A 14,327-nucleotide genomic window follows, 5' to 3' on the forward strand; every position below is an offset into this window, starting at 1 on the left:
GGCGGGCAGAGCTCGCAGGCGCGTGGACGCCGCATGGCCACCAAGGGCCGGCCGCGCCCGGCCCCGGCCGTGGACGCCGCCGCCCCGTCGCAGGACGATATCGGCGTCGAGGCCCGGGTTGTCGCCGGCGTTCTGCTGAACGCCGCCCTGGAGAAGCGCAACGGTCTGGACGAGGCTCTGTCCCAGCCGGCCGCCCGCGCCCTGGAGCCTGTCGACCGCGCCTTCGCCCGCGCCGTGGCCATGGCCGCCCTGCGTCGCCTGGGCGAGATCGACCAGATCCTGGACCGTCGCCTGAAGAAGTCGCCGCCCGAGGCGGTCCGCACCCTGATGCGCATCGCCCTGGCCCAGACCCTGGTGCTGGAGACGCCCGCCTTCGCCGCCGTCTCCACCGCCGTGAAACTGGCCGAGCGCGATCCCAAGACCCGACCCTACAAGAATCTGGTCAACGCCGTGCTGCGCGGCGTCGGCCGCGAAGGCCCCGGCCTGACCACGGCCGAGAGCAATCTGCCCGACTGGATCGCCGCTCGCTGGAAGGCGACCTATGGCGAGGCGGCCCTGACCGGTCTGGCCCTGGCCGCGCGCGAGGAGCCGGCGACCGATCTCAGCCTCAAGCCCGGCGGCGATCCGGCCGCCGTGGCCGCCGCCGTCGAGGGCGAGGCCCTGGCGGGCGGCACGGTCCGCACCGGTCGTCGCGGCGATGTGGCTGGCTGGCCAGGTTTCGAGGACGGCGACTGGTGGGTGCAGGACGCCGCCGCCGCCGTGCCCGGCCGCCTGCTGGACGTGAAGCCGGGCGAGACCGCCCTGGACATGTGCGCCGCCCCCGGCGGCAAGACCCTGCAACTGGCCGCCGCCGGCGCCGCCGTGGTGGCCCTGGACCGTTCGGCTCCGCGCCTGAAGCGTCTGAGCCAGAACCTGGAACGCACCGGCCTGACCGCCGAGGTGGTCGCCGTCCCGGCCGAGGACTGGGAGGACGACCGCGTCTTCGACGCCGTCCTGCTGGACGCCCCCTGCACCGCTACCGGCACCTTCCGCCGCAATCCCGAGGTTCTGCGCGCCACCCGGCCCGCCGAGGTCGCCAAACTGGCCGACGTGCAGCACCGGCTGCTGGACGCCGCCGCCGAACGGGTCGGGCCGGGCGGACGGATGGTCTATTGCACCTGTTCGCTGGAGCGGGAGGAGGGCGAGACCCAGATCATCGCCTTCCTGCGTCGCAACCCCGGTTTCCGCACCGTCCCCGCCGATCCCGTGGCCCTGGGCGCCCCGGCCGAGGCCCTGACCCCGGAAGGCTGGCTGCGCATCCTGCCCTCCATGTGGGCTGAACATGGCGGCCTTGACGGCTTCTTCGCCGCGAAGCTGGAACGGGTTTCCTGAGCGGGAGCGCCTTGCTCCCGCCCGCAAGCCGTCCTATCCGGGGACATGGCCGTTACCCCCCTGATCTGCCCGTCCATCCTCGCCAGCGACTTCTCGCGGCTGGGTGAAGAGGTCCGTGCGCTGGAAGCCGCGGGCGCCGACTGGATCCACGTCGATGTGATGGACGGGCATTTCGTGCCGAACATCACCCTCGGCCCGGACATCGTGAAGGCGATCCGGCCGCACACCAGCCTGCCGTTCGACGTTCACCTGATGGTCGCGCCGGTCGATCCGTGGCTGGAGGCCTATCGCGACGCCGGCGCCGACCTGCTGACCATCCACCCGGAAAGCGGCCCGCACGTCCACCGCACCCTGGGCCGGATCCGTCAGCTGGGCGCCAAGGCCGGTCTGGTGTTCAATCCGGCCACGCCCCTGTCGATCCTGGAAGAGGTCGTCGACCTGGTCGATCTGGTCCTGATCATGTCGGTCAATCCGGGCTTCGGCGGTCAGAAATTCATCGACAGTTCGCTGCGCAAGATCGCCGGCGCTCGCGCCATCCTGGACCGCGCCGGTTCGGCCGCTCACCTGCAGGTGGACGGGGGCGTGACCTCGGCCAACGCCGGAGCCTGCGTCGCCGCAGGGGCCGACGCCTTGGTCGCCGGCTCCTTCGTGTTCAAGGGCGACTATGCGGCCAATATCGCCGCCCTGAAGGCCGCGCCGGCAGCCGCGTGAGCCCGATCGGCCCCTTCAGCCCGCGTGGCCCGGACGCGACGCCGGACGTCGCCTCGGGCCAGATCCCGGGTCTGCCCGGCGCGCCGGTGCGGACGCCGGTGCGGTCGGGCGAGACCACGACCGGACCGGGTCTGTGGCCCGCCATCGCCGGGCGCATCCTCACCCGTCAACTGTGGATCGAGATGTATGGCCTGCCCGGCTATGGGCTGACGCTGTCGGGGCGCAAGGCGACCGCCTTCGCCGCCACTCCGCGCGACTTCCGCCCGCACGATCCGGCGCCGGGCAAGAATCTGCTGGTCGGGCGTTTCGTCCTGGCGGGGGCCTCGATGGAGGTCGAGGCGCCGGCCGACCCATGGAACCGACCCAGCCCGTCGCGGCCCTTCGCGGTCGAACTGCACGCCTTCGCCTGGCTGCCCGCCCTGATGGCGCAGGGGGAGCGCGGCGCGAGAGAGGCTCTGCGCCTGACCCTGGCCTGGGCCGAGGCCTTCTCCCGCTGGTCGCCCTTCGCCTGGGGGCCGGAAATCCTGCCTCGCCGGGTGATCAACCTGGCCTGCGCCGCCCGCAAGATGGGCGCCGTCGCCACCGAGGCCGAACGACTGAACCTGGCCGACAGCCTGGCGCGCCAGACACGCCAGCTGCTTCGCCCGCCCGGCGGCCTGGCCACCCGGGCCGAGCGACTGACAGCGGCGGCCATTGGCGGCTGCGTTCTGGCGGGGCCGGCCGGTCAAGCCTTGCGCGCCCGCGCCCTGTCGGGTCTGGCCGGCGCGCTGAAGGCCACTGTGCTGGAGGACGGCGGCCACGCCTCGCGCAGTCCGGAGGCGGGGCTGGAGCTGTTGCTCGATCTGCTGACCCTGGACGACGCATTGGCCCAACTGTCGGAACCGACGCCCGAGGCCGTGTCCGAGGCCATCGGGCGCCTGACGCGGGGCCTGCGCCTTCTGACCCTGCCCGACGGCCGCCTGGCCAGTTTCCAGGGCGGCGGGCCGTCGAACGCCGCGCGGGTCGCCGCCGCGCGGGCTCATGACGAGGCTGCGGCCGTCAAGATCGATCCCGCCCATCCGCCGGTCGGCGCGGTCGGCGGCCTGGTGCGGATCGCCAGTCCCCTGCTGACCATCGTCGCCGACGCCGCCACCCCGGCCAGAGGCGCCTGGGGCGCGTCGGCCTGCGCGCAACCGATGGCGCTGGAGATCGTCTGCGGCAAGGACCGTCTGGTCACCGGCTCGGGCTGGACTCCGGCCTCGACCGACCGCCAGGCCCTGCGCCTGACCCCCGGTCATTCGACCCTGACCCTGGGCGAGCGATCGCTGAACGAGCCCCTGGGCGGCTGGAAGGGTGAACTGCTGGGCGCACGCCTGGTCGGGCCGCCGATCCATGTCACCGCCGACCAGCGCGACGGCGACGGCGCCGTCTGGCTCGAGATGGAGCATGACGGCTGGAACGACAGTTTCGGCCTGAACCACCAGCGCCGCCTCTATCTGGATCAGCGCCTTGACGAACTGCGGGCCGAGGAGAAGCTGTTCCCGACGCCGGGCCGCAAGGACATGATCCGCCAGATCGCCGCGCCCTACGCCATCCGCTTCCATCTGGAGCCGGGGGTTCAGGCCTCTCTGGCGCGCGACCGGCGCTCGATCCTGCTGCGCGGGGCCTCGGGCCGCGGCTGGTGGTTCAGGACCGACGGGCCCGATGTGGCCATAGAGCCCAGCGTCCATATCGACGCCGGCCTGACCCGCCGCTCGCTGCAGATCGTGGTGCGCGGCTCGGCCCGCACCGACAGCGAGTCCAAGATCCGCTGGAAGCTGAGCCCGGCGGGCGCGAGCGGCGATCCGACCTGACATGACGCGCCAGACGGTTGACCTGTTCGATCTGATTGCGGCGCGGCCGATCTCGCACCCAACCCGGATCACTTCATTCGAACTGATCGGCGATGTGGCGACCTTGTCGGTGGAAGGCGCGGCGTGGTGGAGAGAGGGTCATCCGGAAATCGAAGGAGAGATCCTGTTTCGATTTCAGGGCGTCACCTGTGGTTCGATCGACCTGACCGAACTTGTCGATCTCGAATGGGACGAGGCGCTGGAGGGGTTCTTTGTAGAGCGGACATCAAACCTCCCCTGGGCTCAGCCATCGACGGTGTCGATCTTCTGCAATGGGGCGATCCCGATGCCTTTGAAGGTCTACAAACTTGTCCAGGATTATCTCCTGGATGTTCGTGCATTGCGCGCGCCTTCGGACTTCTTGAACGGCGGCGACAGACTGTCCTGGTTTCTGGAGGTGACTCGTTCGCCTGTGCACCAGTTGGCGACGGCTCCGCCTGTTATCGCTGACCTGATTATCGATGAACTGAATGATCAGGGCGTGCCGCACACCGTCACGTTCCCGCGAGGGGGCGCGGTTGCAGCCTTCTTGATCCGGATCGGCGATCACGGTTTCTTATGCGCACAGGTGACAGCGGAATTCGACTTGGACTGACGAATTAGCACCGCTTCGGCAGCCTCGTGCGGCTGACGTGGCTTGCCGATGGTGCTAGACGCCGCGCCATCCTCCCCCAGCATCCACGGACGCCGCCCCATGCCCGCCGCTCCCGACTTTCCGCCCGCCCCCGATCAGGTGAAGCCGCTGCGCGCCCTGATCTCCCTGTCCGACAAGGCGGGGCTGGAGGATGCGGCCCGCACCCTGGCCGGTCTGGGCGTCGAACTTGTCTCGACCGGCGGCACCAAGGCGGCCATCGAGAAACTGGGCCTGCCGGTCAAGGACGTGGCCGATCTGACCGGCTTCCCCGAGATGATGGACGGCCGGGTCAAGACCCTGCACCCGGTGGTCCACGGCGGTCTGCTGGGCGTGCGCAACGCCCCCACCCACGCCGAGGCCATGACCACCCACGGCATCGGCGCCATCGATATCGTCTGGATCGACCTCTATCCGTTCGAGAAGACGGTTGAATCGGGCGGCGGCTTCGAGGCGGCCATCGAGAATATCGACATCGGCGGCCCGGCCATGATCCGTTCGGGCTCGAAGAACCACGGCCATGTCGCTGTCGCCGTCGACGGCGAGAGCATCGCCCTGATCCTGGAGGCCCTGAAGGCGGACGGTTCGACTGACCTGGCCCTGCGCAAGCGGCTCGCAGCCCGCGCCTTCGCCCGCACCGCCGCCTATGACACCGCCGTCTCGACCTGGTTCGCGGCCCAGATCGAGGACGTCGCCCCGGCCCGCAAATCCATCGCCGGATCCCTGGCCCAGACCCTGCGCTACGGCGAAAACCCGCACCAGACCGGCGCCTTCTACCGTACCGGCGAGCGCCGTCCGGGCGTGGCCTATGCCGAACAGGTCCAGGGCAAGGAACTGGGCTACAACAACATCGCCGACGCCGACGCCGCCTATGAGCTGGTCGCCGAGTTCGAGCAGCCGGCCGTCGTCATCGTCAAACACGCCAACCCCTGCGGCGTCGCCGTCGGCAAGGACCTGTCGGAAGCCTACGCCCGCGCGCTGGAATGCGACGCCGTTTCGGCCTTCGGCGGCGTGATCGCGGTCAACCGTCCGCTGAACGGCGACGACGCCCGCGCCATCACCGGCATCTTCACCGAGGTGGTCATCGCCCCCGGCGCCGACGACGAGGCCAAGGCAGTCTTCGCCGCCAAGAAGAACCTGCGCCTGCTGATCACCGCCGGCCTGCCCGATCCGCATGGCGCCGGCGAGGTCTTCCGCTCGGTCGCCGGCGGCTTCCTGGTCCAGTCGCGCGACCGGTCCCTGATCAAGCCGTCCGACCTGAAGATCGTCACCAAGCGCCAGCCGACCCCGACCGAGATCCAGGACATGCTGTTCGCCTTCACCGTGGCCAAACACGTCAAGTCCAACGCCATCGTCTACGCCAAAGACGGCCAGACCGCCGGCATCGGCGCCGGCCAGATGAACCGTCGCGACAGCGCCCGCATCGCCGCCATCCGCGCCAAGGAGGCCGGCGAGGCCAAGGGCCTGACCCAGTCGCTGGCCGAGGGCTCGGCCTGTGCGTCCGAAGCCTTCTTCCCCTTCGCCGACGGTCTGCTGGAAGCGGTCGCGGCCGGGGCGACGGCGGTGATCCAGCCGGGCGGCTCGATGCGCGACGCCGAGGTCATCGCCGCCGCCGACGAGAAGGGCATAGCCATGGCCTTCACCGGCGTGCGGGTCTTCCGGCACTGATGCTGGGGGATAGAGGCGCTACCGCTCGCGACGCGGTCGCTCGCTGCTTGAGCGCCTCTGTCTCCATCGTCTGGCGTCCGCGCGTTCGTGACTGGACGTTGGCCTAGGGGCGTGATGGTCTGACGGCTCCCAGACCGGAGCCCTGCCGATGAACGTCCTGATCCGTCCCGAAGGCCAGACCCCTGACGATCTGAAGCTGAACCGAAGAAGCCTGGGCGCGCTGGGCGGCCTTCTGTTCTCGGGTTATGCCGTCGCGGCCCTGGCCAAGGAGGCCAAGCCGATCACGACCGACGCCGCCGGCCTGGTCACGGCCGAGGTGTCCTATCCGGCGCCGGACGGGTTCGACCTGCCCGCCTATGTGGCCCGACCCGGGGGCGACGGTCCCTTTCCGGTGGTGGTGGTCGTGTCCGAGATCTTCGGCGTCCACGCCTATATCAAGGACATCTGCCGCCGCCTGGCCAAGCAGGGATACGCCGCCATTGCGCCGGCCTTCTTCAACCGGGTCGAGGATCCGGCGCCCCTGTCGGACATGCAGCGGATCATGCAGATCGTCGGGGCGGCCAACTACGAACAGGTGATGGGCGACATCTCGGCGACCCTGGACTGGGCCAGTCAGCAGTTGTGGGCCAGGGACGGCAAGGTCGGGATCACCGGCTTCTGCTGGGGCGGCAAGGTGGTGTGGCAGGCGGCGGCGCGGTTCGCCGTCATCGGCGCCGGCGTGGCCTGGTACGGCCGCCTGGCGCCCGCGCCGGACGCCTCTCCGGTTCAGGTTTCCTCGGGCCAGCCCTGGCCGGTCGATATCGCCGACGATCTGAAGGCGCCGGTGCTGGGTCTGTACGGCGGCCAGGACCAGGGCATCCCTGTGGCCAGCGTCGAACGGATGCGCGAGGCCCTGGCGCGTGCCGGCCATACCGGCAGTGAAATCGTGATCTATCCGGACGCTCCGCACGGCTTCCACGCCGACTACCGGGCAAGCTATGCCGAAACGGATGCGAAGGACGGTTGGGCGAAACTCTTGGCGACCTTCGACAAAGCGTTAAAGAATTAGAGTGTTACTGCCCTCACAGGCTGCAACGGGCGGCGTGTTGTGGAGGGTTTGAGGTGGTCGGTTCGCGTTTTCGCAGGGCGATCCTGCTGGGTGCAGGCCTGCTCGTTCTTCCGCTCGCCGCCTGTGGCGGTGGAGGCGGTGGAGGCGGTGGTGGAACTGTCTCGCCGGTCGTTCCCCCACCCCCTCCGCCGCCGCCTCCGCCCCCTCCGCCGCCACCCCCGCCACCCCCGCCGCCTCCGCCTCCGCCGCCGCCCGTGACGCCCTCGGTGACCTCCACCGAATATTTGCGGAACTATGGGCTGGCCAATATGAAGGCCCAGGTCGCCTGGCAGGCCGGGGCGACCGGGTCCGGCGTCACCGTCGCCGTGGTCGATTCCGGAGTCAGCAACAATCAGCCCGACCTGGTCGGCCGGATATCTTCGGCCTCGACCGACGTGGTTCTGAGACGCAATACCCCCTATGTCGCCAACGACAGCCACGGGACGCTGGTCTCGGGCGTGATCGCCGCCAATTTCAACAATTTCGGCACGGTCGGCGTGGCCTATGAATCGACCATCCTGTCGATCCGCACCGACATTTCGGACTGTACCGACGAGAACACCGACGTCTGTTTCAGCAGCTCGGACCTGGTGCGGGCCCTGGACTACGCCGTCGCCAACGGCGTCAAGATCATCAACATGTCGCTGGGCGGCGACGGACGTCTGGGCTCCTCGTTCGAGGCGGCCCTGCTGCGTGCGGTCCAGGCCGGGGCGGTGATCGTCGCCTCCTCCGGCAACGACGGCGAGGCCAATCCGGGCTGGCCGGCGCGCTACGCCATCGACCCTCGTTTCGTCGGCTCGGTCATCGCGGTGGGATCGCACGACGCGGCCAATGTCATGTCCGACTTCTCGAACATGGCCGGGGTCACGGCCGCCGCCTATATTTCCGCGCCGGGCGAGGATGTCTTCACCGGCTGCGATGGCACCATCTGCTACCGCGTCAACGGCACTTCCTTCTCGGCGCCCCACGTCGCCGGGGCCCTGGCCCTGCTGATGGACGCCTTCCCCAATCTGTCGGCGCGCGAGGCCTTGGCCATCCTGATCGACAAGGCGCGCGACGCCGGCGATGCGGGAACGGACGTGGTCTATGGCCGCGGCTTGCTGGACTTGGCCGCCGCCTTCACCCCCTCGGGCGCGACCGCGACGCCGATGGCTGACGGCACGACCATAGTGGCTGAGAGCGAACCGGGCAGTTTCGTCGGCGCGGCCTTCGGCGACGCCTTCTCGCGCCAGACGGCCCTGGGGACGGTGCTGTTCGACCAGTACGACCGCATGTTCGCGGTCCAGCTGGGCTCGGCCTATCCGACCGCGCCCAGTCGCTCCTACCAGGCCGCGCCCTTTGAGCCCAGCCGCACGGCGACGACCAGCCTGGCCCTGCCCAACGGCGGGCGGCTGAACCTGATGGCGTCTCAGCCGGCGGCGACGCCCGAGCCCGTCGCGCCCCGTTACGACCTGACCAGCGCGCCGTGGCAGGGCGACGAGCCCCGCCAGGAGGCGATGCTGAACCTTGAGATCGGTCGGATGAACTTCTCGACCTGGCAGGGTCGGGGCGGGGCGGCCTCGCCCTTCGACGGGGCCGCCGGCGACGGCTTCGCCGCCCTGGCCCAGGCCGATCATGCGGTGCGCGGCGGTCTGCGCTTCGGGGCCGTGACCGTCTCGGCTGAAACGGGCGGCGGCGACCGCCGTATGCCGCTGCGCCGGGTCGAGGAAGACGCCTCGACCTATAATCGCGCCACCCTGGCCTGGCGCGGCGAGACCGGGGGCCTGTCCCTCAGCCTCGGCGGCCTGGACGAGCGGCTGGGGCCCTTGGGCGCCTTCCTGCCGGGCGGGTCGGACTTCGCCCTGCCGTCGCGCACGCGCTTCTATGCGGTCGGCGGCGACTGGACCCTGCGGCCGGGTCTGGCCCTGATCGGCGAGGCGGGCCTCGGCTCGACCCAGATCGAGGGCCGGTTCCTGTCGATGGATCGGGCCGCGATCAGCTCCAACTGGCGTCTGGGTCTGCTGACCGGCTGTTCGATCGTGTGCGACCGGGTCAGTTTCACGATGTCGCAGCCGTTGCGGATGGAGCGCGGGACCTTCTCAGCCTATCTGGCCGACGTGCCCGTCGAATATTTCGACCCTCTGACCTATTCGCGGCGCAGCTTCTCGGCGACGCCCAGCGGTCGCCAGATCGACTTCATCCTCGGCGGCGAGCGTCGCCTGTGGGACGGCTCCAATCTGAGCCTGCAGGCCGTGGCCAGCCGCGAGCCGCGCCACGTCGCGGGCGCCGCGCCGGAGTTCGCCCTGATCGGAGCGTGGCGGCGTCAGTTCTGACCGACGCCGCCTGTTGAAGCGCGCCTCGCGACCTGCGGGTCAGGCCTTGCCGTCGAAGGCCTGGCCTTCCGGCGCGGGCGCGGCGCCATAGGGATTGGCGGTGGCGGCGCCCGATCCCTTGGCGGCGACCACGACCATGGCCGGGCGGATGGTGCGGCCGAACAGTTCGAAACCCGACTGCATGGTCTGCAGCACCGCGCCGCCCGGCACCGTGTCCGACGGCTGTTCGATCATGGCCTGGTGCAGATGGGGGTTGAAGGTCTCGCCGGCCTCGGGCGCGACGCGCTTCAGGCCATTGGTCTCGAACGCCTGCAGCAGGGCCTTCTGGGTCATCTCCAGACCGGTCACCAGGGCGACGGTCGGTCCGTCCGTATCCTTGGGCGCGGCCATCAGGGCGCGTTCCAGATTGTCGGCCACGCCCAGCAGGTCCTTGGCGAATCTCTGGATGGCGAAGGCGCGTGCATCGTTCTGCTGCGTCTCGGCGCGGCGCTTCAGGTTCTCCATCTCGGCGGCGACGCGCAGGGCGCGGTCCTTCCACTCGTCACGCTCGGCGATGACGGCGTCCAGCGGCGCCAGATTGTCTGACGGATCGGAGTCCAGGCCGTGCTCGGCGTCGATCTCGGCCATGTCGGCGTCCCGTTCGGTGAAGTTGTCGTCGTTAAGGGGCTTGTCGCTCACTTGTCGTTTCCGTCCAGCATCCGGCCCAGCACCCGGGCGGTATAGTCCACCAACGGGATGACACGGGCGTAGTTCAATCGTGCGGGGCCTATGACGCCGATGGCGCCCAGAACCCGCTGTCGGCCGCTCATATAGGGCGCCGCGATCACGGCGGAACCCGAAAGTGAAAACAACCGTGTTTCTGCGCCGATGAAGATGCGTACGCCCTGCGCCGCATCCACCCCGTCCAGCAGGCCGATCAGCTGTTCCTTCTGCTCCAGATCGTCGAACAGCACCCGCACCCGTTCAAGGTCCGCCAGGCCTTCGCGGTCCTGCAACAGATTGGCGCGACCCCGCACGATCAGGGCGCGTTCGCGGTCCGCGCCGCCGGACCAGGCGGCGAATCCGTCCTCGACCAGGCGGGCGGCGGTCTGGTCCAGCTCACGCCGGGCGATTTCCAGCTCCTGGGTCATCTCGCGCTTGGCGTCGGCGAAGGGGCGGCCGCGCAGGCGGGCGTTGAGGAAGTTGGAGGCCTCGATCAGGGTCGAGGGCGTGACCCCGGCCGACAGGCTCATGATCCGGTTCTCGACCGTGCCGTCGTCGGCGACGATGACCGCCAGGGCCTGATTCCCGCCCAGGGCGACGAATTCGACGTGTTTGACGCCGGAATCCCGCACCGGGCTGGACACCACGCCGGCGCCGCCCGCCAGGCCGGACAACAGGTTCGACGCCTCGTCCAGGGCGGATTCGAAATTCCGGCCCCGCCCGGCCAACCGGCCGTCGATCTCGCGCCGCTCCTCCTGGGTCAGGTCGCCGACCTCCAGCAGGCCGTCGACGAACAGGCGCAGGCCCGCGTGGGTCGGGATCCGTCCCGACGAGGTGTGGGGCGAGGCCAGCAGGCCGGCCAGGGTCAGATCCTGCATGGTGTTGCGGATCGAGGCCGGCGACAGCGAGACCCCCGCCAGCGACAGGGTCCTGGACCCGACCGGTTCGCCCGTCTCCAGATAGGATTCGACGATGCGCCGAAAGATGTCGCGCGCCCGCTGGTCCAGCGAGGACAGGCTGGCGGAGGGATGGATCAGGCTCATGCGACAGGTCTTTCCACCCGGGCGGGCGGCGTGTCGCCGTCGTCGACGTCGAGCCCGGCCGCGACATGGGGTTCGCCGCGCCACGCGGCCGGCAGGCGCGCGTCGGCGGCCGTGGCGGCGCGAAGGACCATCGAAGCGGAGGACAGGCTCATGGTTTCAGGATAAGCACCGTCGCGACCGCTTCCAAGGATTACTCATGCGCCATTCGCAACGCACCGACGACCAGCTTCGTCCCGTCACCATCGAGACCGGCGTCAACCGCTATGCCGAGGGCTCGTGCCTGATCACCTTCGGCAATACGAAAGTGCTCGTGACCGCCTCGGTCGAGGAGAGCATTCCTGGCTGGATGCGCGGCAAGGGCCAGGGCTGGGTCACGGCCGAGTACGGCATGCTGCCCCGCGCCACCCACACTCGCGGCCGCCGCGAGGCCGCCGCCGGCAAGCAGTCGGGCCGGACCCAGGAGATCCAGCGGCTGATCGGCCGGTCCTTGCGCGCCGTCGTCGATCTGAAGGCCCTGGGCGAGCGTCAGGTGGTGCTGGACTGCGACGTTATCCAGGCCGACGGCGGCACCCGCACCGCCTCGATCACCGGCGCCTGGGTCGCCATGGCCTCGGCCCTGAACTATCTGCGCGACGAGGGGGTGCTGAAGGCCGACCCGATCCTGGACCAGGTGGCGGCCGTGTCGTGCGGCGTCTGCGACGGCGTGCCCGTGCTGGATCTGGACTATGAGGAGGACTCCGAGGCCGAGGCCGATTCCAACTTCGTCCTGACCGGCTCGGGCCAGATCGTCGAGGTCCAGGCCACCGGCGAGAAGCGCGGCTTCTCGCGCGCCGAGTTCGACAGGCTCTTCTCCCTGGCCGAAATCGGCTGCTCCGAGCTGTTCGTCCTGCAGAAGGCGGCGCTGGACGCCGTGCGTCGATAAGCGGTTTCGCGCGTTGAGGAGGCGGGTCATCGTCGTGGCGACCCGCCCGCCTGACCGGAGATCCAGATGCGCCGTTCCCTGTTCGCCTGTTCCGTCCTCGCCCTGGCTCTGACGGCCTCGGCCTGCCAGCGATCAGAGACGCCGCCCGCTGAACCGGCGCCGGCCGTCCAGGCTGACGCGCGGACCAGCCCCGCCGCGCCTCCGGTCGAGACCCCGGCCCCGGCGCCTTCCGTCCCGACCGAAGACCCCCAGGCGACGATCCCCGAGGGGCCGGACATGGCGCCCCGACCGGTCCCGGTCAGTGAGACGCCGTGCAGCGAATCCATAGGCGAGGCCGCCGCCGCCCGACTGGTCGAGCGCTGCGTTCAGGTCAGTCCGGCGACCCGCCCGCCCTGCAACGCCGCCAATCCCTGCGCCCTGATCCAGAACGAGATCGACCGCTCCTGCAAACTGTGGGAACGCGAGGGAAACCCGCCGGCCGAGTGCCGGGCGACGTAAGGGGGATCGGGGAATCGTGAGCGCTTTTCGTCACGTTTCACGAATCACGCCTCACGACCTGCCGCTTAAACCGCCTCTCCCACCCGCATCCAGTCGCCGATGACATCATGCAGGGCGCGGTCGGCGGCGGCGGGTTCCGCGCCGTCGTTGGCGGCGTGCAGCCGGAAGTCCGATGGCGCAATGTCCTGCGGGCCGACCCCGAACCTGGCGCGGAAGGCCATGACGAAGCTGCGCTTGTCGGGGAAGCCGTTCCGCTGGCCGATTTCCTCGATGGAGGGATGCAGCCCCTTGCGGCCCCGCAGCGCCGAATAGGCGCGCGACAGCCGCCGGTTCACGACATAGGCCCGTACGCCGCCCGTCTGTTCGAAGGCGCGGTACAGGCTGGTGCGCGACACGCCGACGGCGCGGGCGACGGTGTCGGCGCTCCAGCGGACCTCGATCGGCTGGGCGTCCAGCAGGGCCATGGTCCGTTCGCGGATGCCGCGATGGATGGCGTCCAGATGGCGGGGGGCGATGGGGCGGGTGTCGCCCATGAACCTCTGGGCGATGGAGAAGGCGGCCTCGATACTGGCCAGGCCCTGCATCTCGGTCAGTTCGCCGGCGACGCTGGACAGGGTCATCAGATGCGACACCACCAGCTTGCCTCCGGCTGAGGTCCCGGGCAGGACCAGGCCGTGCAGATCCTGCGACAGCAGCCAGCTGGGCACGGCCGCCCGCGGCACCATGACAGTCAGCAGGTCGATGTTTTCGGTGCGGGCCACGGACGGGCGGCGCAGGTCGCGGAACATGACCGATCCCGCCGGGGATCGCACGGTGCGCCCGTCGCAGTCGCCGACCGTGTCGGTCAGGTTCACGATCAGATTGATATGATCCAGGCCGGCGCGCAGATGTTCGGCCTCGCGCGCCAGGGTCTGGCCCGAGGACCGGGCGCGGGCCAGGATGGCGGGGCCGAAGAGATGGGCGCGGGTGCGGCTGCGAAAGCCCGAGCGACCGTTGTCGGCGACGTCGCGGACGTCGCACATGTCGACGAAGGAGTCGCGATAGATGTCGAATGCGTCCTTCTGGGCGTCTGACGACACCGCCCAGGAAATGCTCGGAGGTTTTTCTGCGGCGACGCTGGGCACGGAGCGAGAGTGTCACAGCTCGCCGAACGACGCCATGTCTCGTTGAAAGCCCTAAGGAAAAAGGCCCCGCCGTCGCCGGCGGGGCCTTCTCTTTCAGTCCGGGGACCGACGTTTAGTCGCGACGACGACGTCCGCGATCGCCACCGCGATCACCGCCGCCTTCGCGCTTCGGGCGGCCGCCGGTGTCTTCCGACAGGGGCTCTTCGCCGCGTTCGGCGCGCTCGGCGTTGATCTTGGCCGTCAGGTCTTCACCCGTGGCCTGATCGACGACCTTCATCGACAGCTTGGTCTTGCCGCGATCGTCGAAGCCCAGGAACTTGACCTTGACCTCTTGGCCTTCCGACAGGACGTCGGCCGGGTTGGCGACGCGTTCCAGAGCGATCTGGG

General features: G+C 69.8%; 13 protein-coding genes and 1 pseudogene. 9 read left to right on the top strand and 5 right to left on the bottom strand.

Annotation, left to right across the window (positions count from 1 at the left end; translation table 11 throughout):
• Positions 1–33: 33 nt before the first annotated feature.
• The 7 genes from ACIQ1T_RS17475 (at position 34) to ACIQ1T_RS17505 (ending at position 9,651) form a co-directional block, all read left to right on the top strand.
• Positions 34–1,371, top strand: coding sequence for an RsmB/NOP family class I SAM-dependent RNA methyltransferase (locus ACIQ1T_RS17475; protein ID WP_395945833.1), 1,338 nt, complete (start codon positions 34–36; stop codon positions 1,369–1,371).
• Positions 1,372–1,416: 45 nt separating this feature from the next.
• Entirely contained in the window at positions 1,417–2,082 is a 666-nt protein-coding gene (gene rpe / locus ACIQ1T_RS17480) for a ribulose-phosphate 3-epimerase (RefSeq protein ID WP_395945834.1), read from the top strand.
• Positions 2,079–3,914: a heparinase II/III family protein gene (locus tag ACIQ1T_RS17485; protein WP_395945835.1), complete on the top strand. Its 1,836-nt coding sequence runs from the start codon at positions 2,079–2,081 to the stop codon at positions 3,912–3,914. Before rpe ends, ACIQ1T_RS17485 begins: the two co-directional genes overlap by 4 nt.
• A 1-nt stretch (position 3,915) precedes the next feature.
• The gene (locus ACIQ1T_RS17490; RefSeq protein WP_395945836.1) at positions 3,916–4,548 is read left to right on the top strand and encodes a hypothetical protein; all 633 of its coding nucleotides are present in this window, start codon (positions 3,916–3,918) and stop codon (positions 4,546–4,548) included.
• A 99-nt stretch (positions 4,549–4,647) separates the two neighbouring features.
• Positions 4,648–6,252, top strand: coding sequence for a bifunctional phosphoribosylaminoimidazolecarboxamide formyltransferase/IMP cyclohydrolase (purH, locus tag ACIQ1T_RS17495; protein ID WP_395945837.1), 1,605 nt, complete (start codon positions 4,648–4,650; stop codon positions 6,250–6,252).
• Between the two features lie 148 nt (positions 6,253–6,400).
• Positions 6,401–7,300 (top strand): dienelactone hydrolase family protein, encoded by a 900-nt coding sequence (locus ACIQ1T_RS17500; protein ID WP_395945838.1) that lies wholly within the window; start codon positions 6,401–6,403, stop codon positions 7,298–7,300.
• A 266-nt stretch (positions 7,301–7,566) separates the two neighbouring features.
• Positions 7,567–9,651, top strand: coding sequence for a S8 family peptidase (locus tag ACIQ1T_RS17505; RefSeq protein ID WP_395945839.1), 2,085 nt, complete (start codon positions 7,567–7,569; stop codon positions 9,649–9,651).
• 39 nt (positions 9,652–9,690) lie between these two features.
• On the opposite strand, the gene grpE is transcribed toward ACIQ1T_RS17505, so the two are convergent.
• Genes grpE through ACIQ1T_RS17520 form a run of 3 tightly spaced genes read right to left on the bottom strand, consistent with a single transcriptional unit; the run spans position 9,691 to position 11,548 of the window.
• Positions 9,691–10,278, bottom strand: a complete 588-nt coding sequence (gene grpE / locus ACIQ1T_RS17510) for a nucleotide exchange factor GrpE (RefSeq protein ID WP_395945847.1) — start codon at positions 10,276–10,278, stop codon at positions 9,691–9,693.
• 47 nt (positions 10,279–10,325) lie between these two features.
• Entirely contained in the window at positions 10,326–11,396 is a 1,071-nt protein-coding gene (hrcA, locus tag ACIQ1T_RS17515) for a heat-inducible transcriptional repressor HrcA (RefSeq protein ID WP_395945840.1), read from the bottom strand.
• The gene (locus ACIQ1T_RS17520) at positions 11,393–11,548 is read right to left on the bottom strand and encodes a hypothetical protein (RefSeq protein WP_395945841.1); all 156 of its coding nucleotides are present in this window, start codon (positions 11,546–11,548) and stop codon (positions 11,393–11,395) included. The genes hrcA and ACIQ1T_RS17520 overlap by 4 nt, the downstream gene beginning before the upstream one ends.
• A 44-nt stretch (positions 11,549–11,592) precedes the next feature.
• Between ACIQ1T_RS17520 and rph the strand changes: the two genes are divergently transcribed.
• Together rph and ACIQ1T_RS17530 are read left to right on the top strand one after the other, a co-directional pair.
• Positions 11,593–12,318: a ribonuclease PH gene (gene rph / locus ACIQ1T_RS17525; RefSeq protein ID WP_395945842.1), complete on the top strand. Its 726-nt coding sequence runs from the start codon at positions 11,593–11,595 to the stop codon at positions 12,316–12,318.
• A 66-nt stretch (positions 12,319–12,384) separates the two neighbouring features.
• Positions 12,385–12,816 (top strand): hypothetical protein, encoded by a 432-nt coding sequence (locus ACIQ1T_RS17530; protein WP_395945843.1) that lies wholly within the window; start codon positions 12,385–12,387, stop codon positions 12,814–12,816.
• Between the two features lie 65 nt (positions 12,817–12,881).
• Here ACIQ1T_RS17530 and ACIQ1T_RS17535 read toward each other — a convergent pair whose 3' ends face one another.
• Positions 12,882–13,895 carry a helix-turn-helix transcriptional regulator gene (locus ACIQ1T_RS17535; RefSeq protein ID WP_395945844.1) on the bottom strand — a complete coding sequence of 338 codons (1,014 nt, stop codon included), beginning with the start codon at positions 13,893–13,895 and terminating at the stop codon, positions 12,882–12,884.
• 157 nt (positions 13,896–14,052) lie between these two features.
• A pseudogene (locus ACIQ1T_RS17540) lies at positions 14,053–14,327 on the bottom strand (polyribonucleotide nucleotidyltransferase); the annotation flags it as partial.

The organism is Brevundimonas sp. (assembly GCF_044336875.1).
Lineage (GTDB): Bacteria > Pseudomonadota > Alphaproteobacteria > Caulobacterales > Caulobacteraceae > Brevundimonas.